Annotated in this window: 18 protein-coding genes; 16 read left to right on the forward strand and 2 right to left on the reverse strand. The window is 36.8% G+C overall.

What is annotated here, in order from left to right; all coding sequences use genetic code 11:
- The first annotated feature begins 28 nt into the window (after window positions 1-28).
- From ACHABW_RS16515 to ACHABW_RS16545, 7 genes are all read left to right on the forward strand, one after another.
- The gene (locus ACHABW_RS16515) at window positions 29-763 is read left to right on the forward strand and encodes an alpha/beta hydrolase (RefSeq protein ID WP_435756799.1); all 735 of its coding nucleotides are present in this window, start codon (window positions 29-31) and stop codon (window positions 761-763) included.
- Window positions 724-975 carry an alpha/beta hydrolase gene (locus tag ACHABW_RS16520; protein WP_435756841.1) on the forward strand — a complete coding sequence of 84 codons (252 nt, stop codon included), beginning with the start codon at window positions 724-726 and terminating at the stop codon, window positions 973-975. The genes ACHABW_RS16515 and ACHABW_RS16520 overlap by 40 nt, the downstream gene beginning before the upstream one ends.
- A 267-nt stretch (window positions 976-1,242) precedes the next feature.
- Window positions 1,243-1,800 carry a shikimate kinase gene (locus tag ACHABW_RS16525; RefSeq protein ID WP_435756801.1) on the forward strand — a complete coding sequence of 186 codons (558 nt, stop codon included), beginning with the start codon at window positions 1,243-1,245 and terminating at the stop codon, window positions 1,798-1,800.
- Between the two features lie 85 nt (window positions 1,801-1,885).
- Window positions 1,886-2,008 carry a hypothetical protein gene (locus ACHABW_RS16530; protein WP_435756803.1) on the forward strand — a complete coding sequence of 41 codons (123 nt, stop codon included), beginning with the start codon at window positions 1,886-1,888 and terminating at the stop codon, window positions 2,006-2,008.
- A gap of 252 nt (window positions 2,009-2,260) precedes the next feature.
- A complete protein-coding gene (locus ACHABW_RS16535; RefSeq protein ID WP_435756805.1) occupies window positions 2,261-3,040 on the forward strand; it encodes a hypothetical protein in 780 nt (259 codons plus the stop codon).
- Window positions 3,041-3,051: 11 nt separating this feature from the next.
- The gene (locus tag ACHABW_RS16540; protein WP_435756807.1) at window positions 3,052-3,510 is read left to right on the forward strand and encodes a hypothetical protein; all 459 of its coding nucleotides are present in this window, start codon (window positions 3,052-3,054) and stop codon (window positions 3,508-3,510) included.
- Window positions 3,511-3,722: 212 nt separating this feature from the next.
- On the forward strand, window positions 3,723-3,890 hold the full coding sequence (locus tag ACHABW_RS16545; protein WP_435756809.1) for a hypothetical protein: 168 nt from the start codon (window positions 3,723-3,725) through the stop codon (window positions 3,888-3,890).
- 91 nt (window positions 3,891-3,981) lie between these two features.
- On the opposite strand, the gene cysI is transcribed toward ACHABW_RS16545, so the two are convergent.
- Both cysI and ACHABW_RS16555 read right to left on the reverse strand, forming a co-directional pair.
- Entirely contained in the window at window positions 3,982-5,700 is a 1,719-nt protein-coding gene (cysI, locus tag ACHABW_RS16550; RefSeq protein WP_435756811.1) for an assimilatory sulfite reductase (NADPH) hemoprotein subunit, read from the reverse strand.
- A 27-nt stretch (window positions 5,701-5,727) separates the two neighbouring features.
- The gene (locus tag ACHABW_RS16555) at window positions 5,728-7,551 is read right to left on the reverse strand and encodes an assimilatory sulfite reductase (NADPH) flavoprotein subunit (RefSeq protein WP_435756813.1); all 1,824 of its coding nucleotides are present in this window, start codon (window positions 7,549-7,551) and stop codon (window positions 5,728-5,730) included.
- Between the two features lie 526 nt (window positions 7,552-8,077).
- Between ACHABW_RS16555 and ACHABW_RS16560 the strand changes: the two genes are divergently transcribed.
- The 9 genes from ACHABW_RS16560 (at window position 8,078) to ACHABW_RS16600 (ending at window position 19,099) form a co-directional block, all read left to right on the forward strand.
- The gene (locus ACHABW_RS16560) at window positions 8,078-9,073 is read left to right on the forward strand and encodes a substrate-binding domain-containing protein (protein ID WP_435756815.1); all 996 of its coding nucleotides are present in this window, start codon (window positions 8,078-8,080) and stop codon (window positions 9,071-9,073) included.
- Window positions 9,074-9,096: 23 nt separating this feature from the next.
- Complete coding sequence (locus ACHABW_RS16565; protein ID WP_435756817.1) at window positions 9,097-10,911, forward strand: cache domain-containing sensor histidine kinase; 1,815 nt, start codon at window positions 9,097-9,099, stop codon at window positions 10,909-10,911.
- Window positions 10,912-10,915: 4 nt separating this feature from the next.
- Window positions 10,916-12,109: a response regulator transcription factor gene (locus ACHABW_RS16570; RefSeq protein WP_435756819.1), complete on the forward strand. Its 1,194-nt coding sequence runs from the start codon at window positions 10,916-10,918 to the stop codon at window positions 12,107-12,109.
- A gap of 219 nt (window positions 12,110-12,328) precedes the next feature.
- Window positions 12,329-13,447, forward strand: a complete 1,119-nt coding sequence (chvE, locus tag ACHABW_RS16575; protein ID WP_435756821.1) for a multiple monosaccharide ABC transporter substrate-binding protein — start codon at window positions 12,329-12,331, stop codon at window positions 13,445-13,447.
- Window positions 13,448-13,534: 87 nt separating this feature from the next.
- Window positions 13,535-15,085 (forward strand): multiple monosaccharide ABC transporter ATP-binding protein, encoded by a 1,551-nt coding sequence (mmsA, locus tag ACHABW_RS16580; RefSeq protein ID WP_435756823.1) that lies wholly within the window; start codon window positions 13,535-13,537, stop codon window positions 15,083-15,085.
- Window positions 15,069-16,235, forward strand: a complete 1,167-nt coding sequence (gene mmsB, locus ACHABW_RS16585) for a multiple monosaccharide ABC transporter permease (protein ID WP_435756825.1) — start codon at window positions 15,069-15,071, stop codon at window positions 16,233-16,235. The genes mmsA and mmsB overlap by 17 nt, the downstream gene beginning before the upstream one ends.
- Window positions 16,236-16,480: 245 nt before the next feature.
- Window positions 16,481-17,485, forward strand: coding sequence for an LLM class flavin-dependent oxidoreductase (locus ACHABW_RS16590; protein ID WP_435756827.1), 1,005 nt, complete (start codon window positions 16,481-16,483; stop codon window positions 17,483-17,485).
- A 170-nt stretch (window positions 17,486-17,655) separates the two neighbouring features.
- Window positions 17,656-18,501 (forward strand): protein-glutamine gamma-glutamyltransferase, encoded by an 846-nt coding sequence (locus tag ACHABW_RS16595; protein ID WP_435756829.1) that lies wholly within the window; start codon window positions 17,656-17,658, stop codon window positions 18,499-18,501.
- Between the two features lie 316 nt (window positions 18,502-18,817).
- Entirely contained in the window at window positions 18,818-19,099 is a 282-nt protein-coding gene (locus ACHABW_RS16600; RefSeq protein WP_435756831.1) for a DUF3219 family protein, read from the forward strand.
- Window positions 19,100-19,135 lie beyond the last annotated feature (36 nt).

Below are 19,135 nucleotides of genomic sequence, written 5' to 3' on the forward strand. Positions count from 1 at the left end.
GAACACCATAGAATGGAGAGAAAAGTTTGTGAAAAAGTTTATTGGCATTATTAGTAGTTTGATAGTTTTAGCACTCATTGCACTAATGATAGCGGGCGATTATTTTTACAGTGAAGCAGTAGAACGAGGAACGGAAGTCGAACTGCACCGCGAAGAAACAGCAATTCCTGCAATGGTAAATGAGAAAAATGAAGATCTAATCAAAGAAGCAATCACTTGGTATGAAGAACAGACTTTTGAAAAAAGAACCATAACCACCTATGATGATCTCACATTGGAAGCAGACTTTTTAAGAAATGAACAATCTTCAGGAAAAGCTGTGATACTTGCTCATGGTTTTAGAAGTCAACGAGCAGATATGAGTGATTTTGTTCAATTTTATCATGAGCAAGGATTTGATATTTTGATCCCTGATTCCCGAGGTCATGGGGAGAGCGAGGGGGATTATATAGGTTTTGGGTGGCACGACCGCTTGGATTATCAGGAATGGATTCAAGAACTAATCGATAAAGAAAACAGTAGTGATATTTTTCTTCATGGTGTTTCCATGGGTGCAGGAACCGTGTTAATGACAAGCGGCGAAGATCTTCCTAAAGAAGTAAAAGGCGTGATCTCCGATAGTGGATATACATCAGCAGAAGATATTTTAACGTATCAGCTGCAACAAATCTATCAATTACCAGCTTTTCCGATCATTCAGATAACCAGTGGTTTAACACAAACATTAGGGCTGGCTTTAGTTTTGGTGAAGCATCTGCCGTAGACCAGGCTGCAAAAAATACGAGGCCTCTTTTTATTATTCATGGGGAAGCTGACGAACTCGTTCCGACTGCAATGGCTAATGAAATATTTGAAGCTGCAGGTGGGGAAAAAACGTTATGGACTGTTCCGGGCGCAGGGCATGTAAAATCTTACACAGTGGAAACGATAGAATACCAAGAGAGGTTAAAGAAGTTTTTTGAGGAGAGTATGTAAACAATTGGTTTAAATCGAGTTTATCAAAAGTAAAATGGTCAAAAGATTATCTGATTCGAGCTGTTACCACAGCTCTTTTTTTTGAATCAAAGTCCAATTATCTGGAAAATATTGAAAAAATATATCTAATTAGTGTTCAAAACCATAAAGACATTAACAGCAAGAAGGCAATTATTATTTATAGTGCAATACATATGAATTCATTAAAATAATTTAGGTTATTATTAAACTTCACAGTTAATAATATCAAACGTTTAGGAGGTTTATATGAAATTCATTTTAATATTTGGACCACAAGCAGTTGGTAAAATGACAGTTGGACAGGAAGTAGAAAAATGGACGGAATTAAAGCTTTTTCATAATCACATGACGATTGATATGCTATATCTTTTATTTGGATTTGGTCCCGAGACATGGAGGTTATCCACTTTATTTCGACAAGAGATCTTCAAAGAAGTCGCTACAAGCAACATAGAAGGATTGATTTTTACATTTGTATGGGCGTTTGATGAGCAAGAAGACTGGGAATTTGTGAAAGATATTTGCGAAATTTTTGAATCCCGAGAAGGTAGTGTGTACTTTGTCGAACTGAAAGCGGATATAGAAGAGAGACTCGAGCGTAACAAAAGTCCCCTCAGACTCGAACATAAGCCTACCAAACGAGATATTAAGCAGTCTGAATATAACTTAAAAACTACAATGGATAACCATAGACTAAACTCTTTAGAAGGAGAAATTACACGAGAAAACTATATTAAAGTTAACAATACTCATCTAAGCCCTGAAGGTGTTGCTTCTATTATTAAAGATAGGTTTGAAATATAGTTCTCGTAAAAGTTTTGTATCTGAATAACATTTGCAGAAAAACCATAATTATTATTAGAGAAAAAAATTATTGGAGGGACAATGTATGTGGATTTTATTAACGCTTATTATTATAGGTGTAGGTACTATTATTGGCCAATTAAAAGAACAAACGAATCAAAATGAAAGAATAATAGAGCTCTTAAAAGAATCTAATAAAAACAATTGAATACGGGAGATAATGAATGATTTCATACAGAATTGCGGACTGAAATAGGCCAATTAAATAATAATCAGATACGCCGGGGTTTTTCACTCCAGTTTACCCCTATTTAATATAGAAAGATATCAATCATTATTTGCTGAAAAATCGTATATTTTTTTAAATTGGTATCTTTACCATTTTGCTTTTTGTATATAATGCACTTTATTGTAAATTATATGGAAGAAAGCAAAATATGATTGAGTGGGGAGAATGAATGTGGAAAATTTTCACCCAACAAATGATGAACGTCGTTTTAAAGCCTATGTAAGTGTCTTAGGTACGACACAATTGCATCTTCGTAATCCATATGTTGTTGCGTGGTGGTCTGCAACAATGCCTGGTTTTGGGCATCTTCTTTTATCTAAATATCTCAGAGGTTTCGCTTTGTTTCTTTGGGAAATTCTCGTTAATAATATGGCAAACATTAACCATGCGATTGTTTATACGTTTACAGGAAACTTTGCTATGGCAAAAGAAGTCATTGATCCGAAGTGGATGCTTTTGTATATCCCTGTCTATATGTTTGCAATATGGGATAGTTACCGGTCAACTATCGATATGAATAGAGTATTTATATTAGCGGAACGGGAAAATGCAGATTTTAATTCATATGCCATCGGTTCAGTTGAGATTAACTATCTGGATAAGAGGCGACCTATTATGGCCGTTTTATGGTCCATTTTTACCCCTGGTCTAGGTCAATTATATATTCATCGAGTCCTGGCTGCCATTCTAGTTCTATCATTTATGATTGTTTTTGTGTGCTGTTCCCACGTACTTGTTGCCATCCATTTGCTTTTTCTAGGAGAAATCGAGCAAGCAACACAAGTCATAGATCCACAATGGTTTCTATTCATACCCTCTCATATGGGATTTGCGGCTTATGATGCTTACGTTAATACTGTGGAGAATAATAAACTATATGAAAGTGAACAACGGAAGTTCCTAAATAAAAAGTATCAAGAATATCGTGTGGAAATCCCCCAAAAAACGTGAGGTGAGGCAGCTTGCAAATTTTTTCATCCTTTGAACATTCATCTTATCTAGAAATAGCGATTACTTCATTAGAGGAAATAGGTGTGAAAAGAGAGCATATTCTTGCTGTTCCGCTTTATAATCGTGTGGAAGAAAGAAAATTATTCGATACGCTTCACCGCTCTGACGGTGTGAGTTTGTTTGATACTGGTGCAGCAATAGGTACAGCCTTTGGAGTCATTGGGGCCAGTGTCGGATTTGCCTTAGAGTGGGGTCCTATTCTTTGGGGATTAATTGGGGCAATAAGCGGGTTCATTTTAGGTTTTTTAATTAACTTTATTTTTTATAAAATAACTCGGCATAATAACAGAGCGTTGAAAGGCAAGAAATCAGAGGTGTTTTTAATTATTAACTGTCCTAAGGAATTAGTAGAAAAAGCAGAAAAGGTGCTCTGGGAAAGCCTTGCCTTGGGAGTTTCACATGTATCCTAGCAGTTTCTTGAATTTAGTAACTAATCGACGTTTTTTAATAAGAGGTCCAGCTCCAACTAGCTGAAAATGAATATAGGTTCTTTTAAAACGAAAGGCTTGTTTTTAATTAAGATATTGTAAAACATGCAGAGAGAAGAAATTTCAACAAAAAGGGTAACTTCCTTTTCTTCTGGAGATCATAAGACAATCACGAATAGACAGGAGTGGGATATATGAAAGACAATGAGCAAAAGGTACAACAATCAGTGTCCGATACTAACCAAATTCCAGATCCGAAAGAAGTTGCTCAAGAGCATGACAATGATACGAAGAACAATAAAAATGAACAGATTCAATCTGAAAAAATGAGATACAAACATGCTGACGAAATTTATGAATAAGAAAAACGCGTAGCGTCTTTTATTAAATAAATGAAGGGTGTCGTTTAATAAAGTCATTAAGACTTTTTACGACACCCTTCATTATATACTCTTATTTGTGAAAATTCGTTCCATCTGTTGTTGCTTCAATGACGCCGGCACGAATGACAAAGTCACCGAAATGCTCAGCTTCGTTTCTTTCTTTTGCGTAGCGGGAAAGGAGGGTGTTCAGTTCACTAAGGATTTCTTTTTCTCCAATGTTTTCCCGATACATTTTATTTAATCGACTACCATCAAATGCAGCGCCTAAATACATATTGTATTTACCTGGGGCTTTACCAATAAAGGCAATCTCTCCAAGAGACGGGCGTGCGCAACTGTTTGGACAGCCTGTCATACGAATAGTAATTTCTTTGTCTCGAAGTCCGTTCTCATCAATGATCTCATCAATTTTACCGATGAGTTCTGGCAGATAACGCTCTGCTTCTGCCATTGCAAGACCACAGGTTGGCATCGCGACACAGGCCATAGAACTTCGTCGAATCGCTGAAAAATATTTGCCATCTGTTAGACCATATTGATCAATTAATTCATTAATTTTCTTCTTTTTTGCGGAAGTAACATTAGCAATAATTAAATTCTGATTGGCGGTTAAGCGGATGTCACCCGTATGAATAGCGGCAATTTCACGCAATCCCGTCATCAGTTTATACCCGTCTGTATCAGCAATGCGGCCACCTTCTACAAAAAGGGTATAGTGCCATTTACCTTTGACACCTTTTTGCCAGCCGTAACGGTCTCCGTTGTCGTCAAAATGGAAAGGCTTGGCTTCTGCCAAACTCCAACCCAATCGATTTTCAAGTTCTTCTGTCACTGCATCTAGTCCAAGACGATCAATTGTATACTTGAATCTAGCGTATTTTCTAACAGAACGGTTCCCGTAGTCGCGTTGAATGGTGATGATTTTTTCTGCCAGATCTATAATTTGCTCGGGCTTACAAAAACCGATCAACTTTCCAACTTGAGGATATGTTTTATCGTCCCCGTGAGTCATACCTAATCCGCCGCCAATAGTTACGTTAAATCCGATCAGTTGACCTTCTTCAACAACAGCAATGAGTCCAAGGTCTTGAGAAAAGACGTCAATATCGTTAGACGGGGGTACGGCAATACCAATTTTAAACTTACGCGGTAAGTAAAGTGGTCCATACATTGGTTCTGGATCTTCGACTTCTGGTGTTCCTGCTACTTTTTCTTCATCCAACCAGATTTCGTGATACGCCCTTGTTTTTGGAAGTAAGTCATCACTTAGCTTCTTTGACCATTCATATACTTCACCATGTACATCAGACTGATAGGGGTTCGGATTACACATCACGTTACGGTTAACGTCACCACAGGCAGCAATGGTATCTAAAAGAGAATTATTGATTTCTTGAATAGTATTTTTCATATTCCATTTTAGAATCCCGTGCATTTGAAACGTCTGACGTGTTGTTAGTTTTAATGTTCCATTCCCATGTTTATGTGCAAGCTCATCCATAACGAGCCATTGTTTTGCTGTTGAGACACCGCCAGGCATTCTTACGCGAAGCATGAATTGAAAGGCTGGCTCAAGCTTTTGTTTTTGACGCTCGATTCTCTGGTCTCGATCGTCCTGTAAATAGCTTCCATGATGCTTCATTAAGCGATTATCATCGTCAGAAATCCCAGAACTAATCCGCTCTAGCATCGATTCTTTTAATGTGCCACGTAATAAATTACTTTCTTGTTTTATGCGTTCCACGTCACTTGGTGGACCCTCAGGTGCTTTTAAATTATGATTAACCATTTTAAATGAACTCCTTTCAATCCCAAATCAATATACATCTCGCTGATATCGTTTTTGTTGTTGCATATCCGCTAAATACGCTTCTGCTTGTTCACGGTTCATGTTACCCTCTTTTTCAATCATTTCAATAAGAGTGTTTTGAACATCATGAGCCATGTTTTTCTCATCACCACATACATAGAGGACAGCCCCCTGTTGCAGCCATTCAAATAATTCTTTGCTATGCTCCTTAAGTCTATGCTGCACATAAACTTTCTTCTCTGTATCACGAGAGAAGGCAACATCCATTTTCGTAAGAACCCCATCCTTCAACCATTTCTGCCATTCAATCTGGTAAAGGAAATCGCTCATGAAGTATTGCTCACCGAAAAATAACCATGATTTTCCTTCCGCCTCAATTTCTTCCCGTTCTTGCATGAAAGAGCGGAATGGAGCGATCCCTGTGCCAGGTCCAACCATAATGATCGGAGTCTCAGGATTTTCGGGTAACTTAAAGTTTTCGTTATGTTGAATATAAACCGGAAGCGTATCTCCTGGCTCTAATCGTTCAGAGCAAAGAATGGAACATACGCCATTACGTTGGCGTCCAAACGATTCATAGCGGACAGACCCGATTGTTAAGTGTACTTCTTCCGGATTTGCGTTCAAACTACTTGAAATCGAGTAAAGACGAGAAGGCATTTTTCTGAGAATAGAGACAAACTCTTGCACCGTTGAGTTCCACGGACCATAATCGCTCACTAAGTCTAATAAATCCCGACCAAGAATATATTCTTTAACTTGGTCTTCTTTTCCAGGTGATAAAAGGTCTTGCAAAGATTCATTTTCAGAAAGCTTAGCAGCTTTTTCGAGAAAAGGTTTTGATAAAACAGTAATCTCAAAATGAGAAATCAGTGCATCCTTTAATGGTAAAGACTCGCCTTTTTTATTCACCACTACTTGTTCTTCAGCGTTCCATTTCATTTCGTTTATAAGCATATCTACAAGTGCAGGATCATTTTCCGGATATACACCAAGACTGTCACCTGGTTTAAATTCCAATCCAGAACCTTCTAATGAAAGCTCAAGATGGCGAGTTTCTTTATTAGAACCCCGACCGTTCAAATTAATGTTTTCCAATACTTCTGCGTGAAAAGGATTTGTTCTAGAATAGACGGTATCTGTTGACTCAGCAGTTGTGTCTTGAGCAGGGGCAGTGGTGCCACTTTCTTGAGCCTCACTCAATCCGTTAATGACACCCGTCAACCATTCCTCCGCAGGTTCATCAAAGTCTAAGTCACAATCTACTCTAGGGTGTAAACGTGTAGCCCCAAGTTCTTCTAATCGCTGATCAAAATCGGCTCCTGTTTTACAGAAAAACTCGTAAGAAGTGTCTCCAAGTGCCAAGACAGAAAAACGAAGATCGTCAAGTTTAGGAGCACGTTTGCCGAGCATGAACTCATGGAATGTTATTGCATTGTCCGGTGGATCACCTTCCCCGTGCGTACTTACTACAATAAGAAGATTCGACACCTTTTTTAGTTGTTTTGGTTTGAAATCACTCATTGACGAAACTGTTACATCAAATCCACGGGACGTTAATTTTTTACCCGCATCTTCTGATAATCCCTGAGCATTCCCAGTTTGAGAACCATAGAGGATCGTGACATCTTTTGATACAGGCTGTGCAGATTGTTCAACTGGACTTTCTTTTAAATCCTCTCCAGCAACAGAAGCAGAAGCTGCGGTTTGGGACGCAGACAGATACCCGTTAAGCCATAGCTTTTGCGATTCTGTTAACGTAGGCAGAAGACGATTAAGTAGCTCTGCTTGTTCTTGATTAAATGGACTGTTCGTTTCTAGAAATTGCAACAATATTCACCTCACAAAGAATATAAACTATCTTTTAAAAATTAACCTTACTTACTAAACTTCCATTCATTTAATAGAATCAATCTTCAGAATTCAGATAAAAAAGACTAATTCTATTATAGCTTTATTATTCCTATAAATTCAATCGGTTTTATTGGGATATTCAAAAAATAGTGAATTTTCATCAATTATTGACTAAAATATTAGTTAAAAACAATTATTTATTTAAAAAATGACACTATTAGATAATAAATAACTTTTTAGATTTAGTAAATGGTCAAAATCACTCGAATACTGGGAGATGATAAAAAGAACAAATTGTGATTATAAATGAGAAATTCGGATGGGCAACATAAAAAGGAGAACTTAGACAGCTTTTTGCACCTCTAGTTTCTAATCCGACAACACGCTTATTTAATAATGAAGGTTGCCGAAAGGCGGAAATTTAGGTACAATTTCGATACAATATCATTCTAATGAACTACGCCTTTATATATTCAGAACATTTTTGAAAGGGGTTTCACTATTGAGAATCTTGCTTTTCTTCTATTTGTTATTAATTGGTTTATTTGTAGGATACGTTTATAACTATCAAACAACAGATTCGATCGAACGAGAGTGGTCGGAAAATGAACTTACAGGAAATATGGATGAAACTTATGTAATGGTAACATTTCAAGTAGGAATTGATTATTGGAAACGATCATTAAAAGGCTTTGAAGATGCAGCTGAAGCAATGAATGTTTCCGTTGAATATCGAGGTGCAACGCAATATGATGTAGATGAAGAAATTACTGTTCTTGAACAGGTCATTGCAAAAAATCCTGCGGGAATTGCTGTATCAACGATGGACCCAAGAGCATTAAATCCTGTTATTGAAAACGCAGTGGATGCTGGTATTCCTGTGGTTATGTTTGATTCTGATGCACCGGAAAGTAAAGCTTATTCTTTTTTAGGAACCGATAATTATAACGCTGGGGTAGAAGCAGCAAACAAGATGGCAGAATTACTAGATGGAGAAGGAGAAGTGGGTGTGATTACACAGCCACATCAATTGAATCATCAAGAACGTACTCAGGGATTTCAAGATACTATATTTGTCGAATATCCTAATATGAAAGTCGTCTCTATCAAGGATGGTAGAGGGGAACAGACGCTCTCTAAAACTGCTGCAGAAGATATTATGAGGGAGTACCCAGATATAGCTGGTATTTTTGCCACGGAAGCAAATGGAGGAGTTGGAGTCGGACTCGCTACTGTAGCTAACAATCGTCAAGATTCGATTAAGATTATCAGTTTTGACACGGGAAAAGGGACCCTTGATATGATAGAAGATGGTGTTATATCCGCAACATTAGCACAGGGCACGTGGGAGATGGGATATTGGTCATTGCAATTTTTATTCCATCTTCAACACGATATTGTTGAACAAGAAAATGACAGCATGCCATTACCGCGCTTTGTAGACACGGGAGTGACGATCGTAACAAAAGAAAATGTGGATTCTTATTATCCTCAATAAACCTCAAGAATGGATTGATTATATTGAAGCGCTGGATACAAATTAATAATTTACCGATTCGATATAAGTTGATCTCTCACTTTTTAATTATTAGTATTATTCCAATTATATGTTTAGGAATGTTAATTAATTGGACAGTTGAACGCGTACTTGAGCAACAGGTCAATGAAAATACGTTACAGCTTATCAGTAAAGTCAACGAAACTTTTGAATTTCATATAAATAACTTACAAAGTATCACTTATTTTATTGCTTTTAATGATGATGTTCAGAATTTTTTTAATGAAGGAGATGACCAACTAAATATAGATACGAATACGGAGTATGATATCCAACGCTTTCTCCGTAATTTTACAACATTAGCCCCTGAAGTAGCGGGATTATTGATTGTCAACAACGATGGAAACTATGTTAGCAATGAATTTTATGCACAAGCAACAGAGGATTTAACAGAGGAATCCTGGTATAAAGAAGCTGTGGATAATAAAGGCATTTTTAAAATCATCGGACAACCAGAAAACCGAAATATATCTTCCTTAGTAAATTATCAAAATGATGATGTCGTTTCTGTAGTTCGAGCAGTAGTAGACCCTTACACACAGGAAGTGCAGGGAGTTATTTTAATTGATTTGAAATTAAGAGTGATTGCTGAAACATTGGTAGATGTCCGTTTAGGGAAAACCGGTTATTTAATGGTTGTTGATGATCAAAACCAAAATATTTATCTGCCTGACGACCCTTTAATTGATACAATTCCAAACGATTGGTTAGAAGGGAAAAATTCTGGTACTTTCTCCAAAGAAATAAATTCTCAAAAATTACAATTTATTTTTCAGAAATCTTCGTTTGCTAACTGGACGACAATAGGGGTCTTTCCAGCTGAAGAAACAATTTTTGAAATGCGGGAGATTAGATTTTATTTAGTTGTTTTTGTTTTCGGACTTATGTTATTTGGGATTCCAGTTTCTTATTTTTTATCAAATTCGATATCTAAACCGATCTCACAATTAATGACCTTTATGCGAAAAGCAGAAGGTGGGAATCTTAACGTTCGTTACAAGGAAAAACGGGATGATGAAATTGGCTTACTAGGGCGCAGTTTTAACAAAATGTTAACCCAAATAAATCACTTGCTTCGATTAACAGAGCGGCATGAAAGGCAAAAACGAGAAGCGGAGTTCAGAAGTCTCCAAGCAAATATTAATCCACACTTTCTGTACAACACACTCGATACGATACAGTGGATGGCTAGAAAACAAAAGGCAGAGGATGTAGCAGAGGTAGTTGAGTCGCTGGCAAAATTATTCCGGATAGGTTTAAGTCAAGGCAGAGACACGATTACATTAACAGAGGAAATTGATCATATAGAAAGTTATCTAATGATACAAAAGACAAGGTATCGTGAGAAGTTGAATTATCACATTGATGTCGATGGCGGTACTCGTTCTCTCTATGTTTTAAAATTTATTCTACAGCCGATTATTGAGAACGCCATCTATCATGGTATTAAGGAACGAAGAGGCCCTGGTCATATTAGTGTTAAAGCGAAAGAAATAGAAGACCAATTAATGATTGTTATCCAAGATGATGGAGTAGGAATGTCGGAATTAAAACTTCAAGAAATGCGCCATACATTAAGTGAGGCTATTATGAGAACAGAAAACCAAGGTGACACAAGAGATAAAAAAGGATATGGCATGTTGAATGTACAAGCTCGCATCAAACTTGCCTTTGGAGATCGCTACGGTATGTATATCCAGAGTGAAGAAAAAGTTGGTACTAAAGTTGAAATTTCATTACCAATTCTAGTAAACGATATGATTGTAAAAGGGGATTAACACAATGAAAAAATGGAAGGTATTAATCGCAGATGATGAATTCATAATACGTGATGGTATTCGTTCTTCCGTTGATTGGGAAAAATATAATATGGAAGTCATAGGCGAAGCGGAAGATGGAGAGGAAGCTGTGGAATTAGCAATTACACATCAGATTGATATCTTATTGATTGATATAAATATGCCGATTATGAATGGTTTTATTGCAATGAAGCAATTGAAAGAGCAACTTCCCAATTGTAAAATGCTAGTCATATCGGGTTACGATGAGTTCAGCTATGCACAAGAAGCTATTCGTTTGCATGTTGAAGACTATTTATTGAAGCCAGTAAATCCAGAAAAATTGCTGATTTTGCTAATGGAAATAAAGGAAAAGCTAGACATAGAAGTGAATAAGGAAGTTTACTTAAAACAAGCGGCCAGCCAAATCAAAAAAAATCAAGCTCAAATGAAGAGAAGGTTTTTTCAGGATTGGATTGAACGTAATCTATCATCTGATGAAATTAAAGAACAGTTACATTTTATCGATTTACCTGTCAGTTCACCAAAACAGTACATGGTAATCAGGTGGCCAGAGTATCATCAAAACCAAACGTATATGCAGGAGAACGATCGGCAAATTTTCTTGTTCGCTATTGAAAATATTGTGGAAGAGAAATTAGCAGCTGAAATGTCTGCTGTTTTTCGTGACCAATCAAATCTATTTAATGTATGTTTATGGGAAACAGTGGATAATGACCAAATGAAAGAAATAGAAGCAGCAATTTTAAAATACCTTAAAATCAAAGTATATTGGCATATAGAGGACGTTGACGTTGACGGCTTAACCAATTTATATAAAACTTATGAAATGTGTAAATCAAAAGTAGATAAACAAATAAGAGTTTCCCCAATTGTTAAAGAGGCACAACTCTATGTGCAACAGAATTATCAGGATTCTTCCCTTACGTTAGAAAGGGTTGCGGAACAATTGCATGTATCCTCTGTATACTTAAGCCGTATGATGAAACAGGAGTTAGCTATTTCTTACGTCGGCCTTTTAACACAGATGCGCATAAATAAAGCTACTGATTTATTGAAAACAACGGATATGTCCATTCGTGCCATCGCAGAGGAAGTTGGTTTTGACTCTCAGCATTATTTCAGTACAACGTTTAAAAAGATGGTAGGTGTATCACCAAATCAATTTAAGAAATGAACGCTAAGAGAAAGCACTTTCCATATATAATGGAAGTGCTTTCTCTCATTAACAAACATATTTAAATAAATAACCTAAATTCATAGAGTTTGTTCTCCCTTTGTTACATTTAGATTAAATTTTTATAAAAACAGTTTAAAATAATGTAAAGGCTTTCAGCGTAAAGAATGATATTCTATATTTAGAAAGAAAATAAAAGTAATGAAAGGGGTTTCAATTATGAAGAAATTAGGTTTATTCGCACTATTATTTGGTTTTATGTTGTTTTTAGCTGCTTGTGGCGGAGGAAATGATAACGCTTCAGGAGAAACTAGCAATAATGGAAATGGAGAAGAAGTAGAGTCAAAAGATGCTTCAATAGGTGTCGCAATGCCAACTAAATCATCTGCGAGATGGGTAGATGATGGAAATAACATGGTTGAGCAATTAGAAGCACTTGGTTATGAAACTGATTTGCAGTATGCAGAGGACGATGTGGATAAGCAAATCGAACAAATTGAAAACATGATCGTAAAAGGAGCAAATGTACTAGTTGTTGCATCGATTGATGGTACAGCACTTACAAATGTTTTAGAAAAAGCGGCTGACCAAGGTATCGAAGTTATTGCGTATGACCGTTTAATTATGGGATCACCAGATGTAAGTTACTATGCAACATTTGATAACTTCCAAGTAGGGGTTTTACAAGCTTCATATATTGAAGAAACATTAAATCTTGCAGAAGAAGAAGGTCCATTTAATATTGAACTATTCGGTGGTTCTCCGGATGATAATAACGCTAATTTCTTCTGGGATGGCGCGATGTCCGTGCTACAACCACATATTGATAGTGGAAAAGTAGTCATTCAAAGTGAGCAAACAGAATTTGAACAAGCAGCAACAATGCGTTGGGATGGAAATTTAGCTAAATCTCGTATGGAGAACATTTTAAGCAAAGCTTATTCTGATGGCGAAACTGTCGATGCAGTATTGTCACCATATGATGGCATTAGCCGTGGTATTATCCAAGCATTAAAAGGTGTAGGCTATGGTTCTGGCGATCTACCAATGCCTGTAATCTCAGGGCAAGATGCTGAATTAGCTTCGATTAAATCAATTATTGCTGGCGAGCAAACTCAAACAGTTTTCAAAGATACACGTGTTCTAGCTGAAGTCGTAGTTAACATGATTGATGCTATTTTAGCTGGTGAAGAGGCAGAAGTTAATGATACAGAAACATATGACAATGGTGTAGAAGTAATTCCTTCTTATCTTGTAGAGCCTGTTTCAGTAGATATTGATAACTACCAGGAAGTTGTTATGGATGCCGGATATTACGAAGAGTCTGAATTAGAATAATAATAAACAAAACTGATTTGATTTAGTGGTGATCTCGATCGCCACTAAATCGTTTCATTACGTATTTCCGAGAAAGTGGGTGCGAGAATGTCAGATTATATTTTAGAAATGAGAAGTATAACGAAAACATTCCCCGGCGTTAAAGCGTTAGACGATGTGAATTTAAAAGTTAAGAGGGGCGAAATCCATGCACTAATGGGTGAGAACGGTGCTGGTAAGTCTACATTAATGAAAGTATTAAGTGCTGTTTATCCAAGCGGCTCTTACGATGGTAGTATTTATTTCGAAGGTGAAGAGTGTCATTTTAAAGATATTAAACAAAGTGAAAATGCAGGAATTGTAATTATTCACCAAGAATTGGCTTTAAGTCCTTTTCTATCGATTGCCGAGAATATTTTCTTAGGTAACGAACGACAATCTAATAAGATTATAAAATGGCAGGCAACGTTTGCGGAATCTAAAAAACTATTAGCGCAAGTTGGGTTGAAAGATTCACCCGAAACGATTGTTAAGGATATTGGTGTTGGTAAACAACAACTCGTTGAAATTGCCAAAGCGCTATCGAAAAATGTAAAACTATTAATTCTCGATGAGCCAACAGCGGCACTAAATGAAACAGATAGTGCAAACTTATTAAAACTGTTGGATGAACTTAGAAAACAAGGAATTACTTCTATTCTTATTTCTCATAAATTAAATGAAGTCGTCAGTATTTCGGATTCTATTACAGTTTTGCGAGATGGGAAAACAATTGAAACAATTGATGCTCAGGGAGAAGATGCTTCAGAGGATCGCATTATCAAGGCAATGGTTGGCCGAGATATGACAAGTAGGTTTCCTGATCGTGTTCCAAATATTGGTGAAACTGTTTTTGAAGTAAAAGACTGGAATGTTTATCACCCTCAACAACGAGATCGAAAAATGCTTGATAATGTGAATATACATATTCGTCGAGGTGAAATTGTCGGTCTAGCTGGCTTAATGGGAGCAGGCAGAACCGAACTTGCGATGAGTATATTCGGAAAAACTTATGGTAAGCAGATAACTGGAACCTTACACAAAAATGGCAAAGTAATTAAAGCTGATACTGTAAGTGATGCCATTGCACAAGGTCTTGCGTACGTTTCAGAAGACCGAAAAACTTATGGTCTGAACCTTATTGATGATATTAAACGCAACATTACCTTGTCTAACTTAAAACGAGTTTCCAAAAATTCTATTATAGATGAGAATAAGGAAATTACGGAAGCGCAATTTTTACGAGAAAAATTAAATATTAAAACTCCGTCACTTACACAATTAGCCGGTAATTTAAGTGGGGGGAATCAACAAAAAATTGTATTAAGTAAATGGATTTTTACTGAGCCAGATATTTTAATTTTGGATGAGCCTACACGTGGTATTGATGTGGGTGCTAAGTTTGAAATATATTCTCAAATAAACGAATTAGCGGCTGAGGGATTAGCTGTGCTTGTAATATCTTCCGAGTTGCCTGAGATTCTTGGACTCTCGGATCGAATTTATGTAATGAATGAGGGTCGTATATCTGGGGAGCTTGAGCGCGGGATAGCGAATCAAGAAAATGTGATGCGTTATATGACCGGATCTGGAGGTGCTAGTAATGAAAACATTAATTAATTTATTTAGCAATAATATTCGTCAATACGGTATGATCATTGCACTTGTGTTTATAACAGCCTTATTTTTTATACTAACTGATGGAATCTTATTTAAACCTTTAAACCTGACCAACCTAATCCTACAAAACGGCTTTATTTTAGTTTTAGCCATTGGTATGGTTTTGGTCATTATTACGGGAAATATTGATTTATCAGTAGGATCTGTTGTTGCTTTCGTTGGTGCCATAGCTGGGGTACTCATGATCAATAACAATGTGCCAGTAGTGTTAGCAATTGTATTATCCATTCTTGTAGGTGCTTTAATTGGTGTTTGGCAGGGATTTTGGATTGCCTATATAGGAATACCTTCCTTTATTGTAACCTTAGCAGGGATGTTAATTTTCAGGGGTTTAACTTTATATCTATTAGATGGGCAATCACTTGCACCATTTCCTGAATCTTTCAGAGTACTAAGTGGTGGCTTTCTACCCGATGTATTTGGTGCAGATGGATTGCATATATTAACACTTATTTTAGCGGGTGTCTTTTCACTCGTCCTGATTTATATGGAATACAGAAGCCGCAAAAAACAAGCGGCATATAGCTTTGATGTTCTTCCTCTTTGGATCTCAGTAACAAAGATGGTTTTATTGCTCTTTGTTATTAACTGGTTTGCTTATCAATTGGCACTCAATAAAGGGATTCCAATGGTATTGGGAATAGTATTTGTACTTATCCTGATTTACACATTTATTATGAACAATACAGTCATGGGTCGTCATATCTATGCAACAGGTGGAAACAAGAAGGCTGCTGATTTATCTGGAATCAAAACCAAACGTGTTGTATTCTGGGTATTTGTAAATAATGGTGTTATTGCAGCTTTAGCTGGTTTAATGTTTGCTTCTCGTTTAGATTCTGCAACACCTGCAGCTGGTAACATGCTAGAGTTAGATGCGATTGCTGCTGTATTTATCGGTGGTGCGTCGATGGCTGGTGGTGTTGGTACAGTCATTGGTGCTATTATTGGTGGACTTGTAATGGGTGTCATGAACAACGGTATGTCCTTAATTGGTATCGGTATCGATTGGCAACAGGCCATAAAAGGTATGGTACTATTACTTGCAGTAGGATTCGATGTATACAATAAAAATAAATCCGGAAACTAATTAATATAAAGAGCATTGAAAAAGTGAATTTTACTTTTTCAATGCTTTTTTACATTTGTACAATTTTATTAAAATTGTTGTTTTCGTCGAACAGAGAGGCTCAAATCCGCTCTAGGCGGACGCTTTCTACGGGCAATAAGTTGAAGTATCCCCATCCCTTTAAACCCCTAAGCATTTAAATTTGTTTTCAGTGGTCAAACTGATATTATTGGATGGAAACTTCAATTAAGAAAGGATACGTTCATATGTCAACTATACAGATACCCGTGTCAGTTTTAAATCTTGCCCCGATACGACAAGGGGAGGACGCAAAAGGTGCAATTGCATCGATGGTTGACCTGGCGCAAGCCACTGAGAAAATGGGTTACACGCGTTATTGGATTGCGGAACATCACAATACACCAACACTTGTCAGTTCAGCTACCTCGATGTTAATTAAACATACATTAGAGCATACAGAACATATTCGAGTCGGATCTGGTGGAATTATGCTTCCAAACCATTCTCCATTAATCGTTGCTGAGCAATTTGGCACGATGGCTACTATTTATCCAGACAGGTTGGACTTAGGTCTTGGGCGCGCTCCAGGGACAGACATGAATACGGCTCGTGCGTTAAGACGCTCACAAAGTGATGATTCAGTATATACATTTCCAAACGATGTAAAAGAATTACTTACTCGTTTTGGACCTGAAGAAGTTCAAGGTCAAGTAAAAGCCTATCCCGGTGTTGGTACGAATATTCCAATATATATCCTCGGTTCGTCAACTGATTCCGCTGGTTTAGCCGCTAAGTTAGGCTTACCATACGTATTTGCATCTCACTTTGCTCCAAAATATATGGAGGAGGCGATGTCGATTTATCATAATCAATTCCAACCTTCTGCCTATTTGGAGAAACCTTACATGATGGTGTGTCTCAACGTCATTGCCGCTGAAAGTGATGAAGAGGCCAAGTTAGAATCAACAACGATGCATCAGTTTTTCTTAAATGTTGTCAGAGGTACTCAAAATCCTCTCCAGCCTCCAGTTAAAAATATGGACGAGATTTGGAGTCAACGCGAAAAAGAAATGGTTTCTTCGATGTCCAGTGTAACGATAATGGGAAGTAAAGACTCCGTTAGAGAACAGCTTATTAATTTTCAAGAAAAGTATCGCGTCGATGAAATCATGGCAGTATCGTATATTTATGATCCTGAAAAGCAAAAACGCTCCTATGAGATTTTAAAAGAAGTAGTCGATGAGAAATAAAAATAGGTATGGAAAAAGCAAATCCTTTTCAGTAAAGGATTTGCTTTTTTGTGCTCTAAAGATATTAAATGCAATTATATGTGAAATAGTCAAAGTTTTTAACAAGTATTCTGTCATTTTCGAATAGGCTAATAATGACTAAAAATAGGTATTAGAAAGGGGCATATATTATGATTCGAATATCGGGAGAGCCCTTTCAACAAAATCAGAATTGGCCTAGTGGCAGCCCAGAAGGTATAATCGTTCAATCGATGCAAGAAGCTTCTATGGTTTATTCCTATGAAACCATAGATCAGCTATCTTTCGAACTTCAGTTACGAAAAAACATCATGAACAGTGCAAATCAGATGAACAAAAGCAATGCACAATTTGCTACCTTTGAAAATTCTCGTTGTAACCCTCAATATTGGCAATTAACAGACACAGGGGGATTTCGCCTTCAGCAAGGAGTCAATCCTTCTGTCGCCATTCAAGATATTTTCCAAAACGGTTCACAATATGCTTTTGAATGTGCTGGAGCTATGGTAATTATTTATTACCATGCGGTTTTAAATCAAATTGGAGAGAGCCTATTTAATCAATTCTTTCCAAATATCTTTATATACAGCTGGCATTTTGACGCTGATCTTGGAATACGTCCGACCTATATAAATTCGTTTTTACTTGGCGATGTTGTCTACTTTAAGAATCCGGAAGTGGCTCCTAACACTTCGTATTGGCGAGGAGAAAATGCTGTCGTTATGGGGAAAGATCTCTATTTTGGTCATGGATTAGGACTAATGACAGCCGATCAGATGATTCAATCATTGAACCGGTATCGTATTCCAGGCGCTAATGCATCCGCTTATTTAACAAACGTAGTAGCTAGACCATCTTTCAAAAACCTGTATCGTATTTCGATGCCATCTCGAGAATCTACTCTTCGCAAATATCAGTATGTAGTCATTGAACATAATGAAAGCTCGATTCCATTCGACCGGTACCGATTTTTCCTGAATGGGATTTATAATCGGTAAATTTTCTTGAAAAATGTAGGGATTGGAACATTTAATTTCCCTTTCTTGATAGAATTTATAAGTTGACAACTATCTATACGCTACAAGCATCATGGGGAGCCCATCTCCTTTCGAGTAGTACCTACAATCACTACTTAGGTGCTACTCAGGGATGGCGAAAGCTCACGCTGTAATTAACAAAAGTCGCTTTGCGTTTTTCTTAAACAGTTGTATTGATTCATGAACTAAGGCAAAATAAAGGTATCAAAATAGTTTTTTATTAAAATTACGAGTCCGTTACCAAGTCTTACCGTGTAGTTGAAAAGGAGATGTTTTTTTGGTTAAAAAAGTCATTTTAAATGAAACACCAATTGATTTAAAAGGATATGAGGAAGACATTGTTGATGGTTTAATCAAAATATCCCTTCTTTTTAACGTTAGTCATCGGGACTATCATGAGATAACAACATTACTTTATAAAGGAACGTTTGATGTGAAAGTTCCTGATAAAAACCTATCCTTTAAAGGAACAATACATAACTATTCTACCTCGATTACGAATTTATATAAACAGGAAAGCGTTGGTGAGTTTCACTTAAGTTTAATAGAACTTGCCTAAAGGCAGTCAGCTTGAGATATCAACAGTCAAGATCCT

This window comes from Salipaludibacillus sp. CF4.18, from assembly GCF_051262595.1.
GTDB lineage: Bacteria > Bacillota > Bacilli > Bacillales > Salisediminibacteriaceae > Salipaludibacillus > Salipaludibacillus neizhouensis.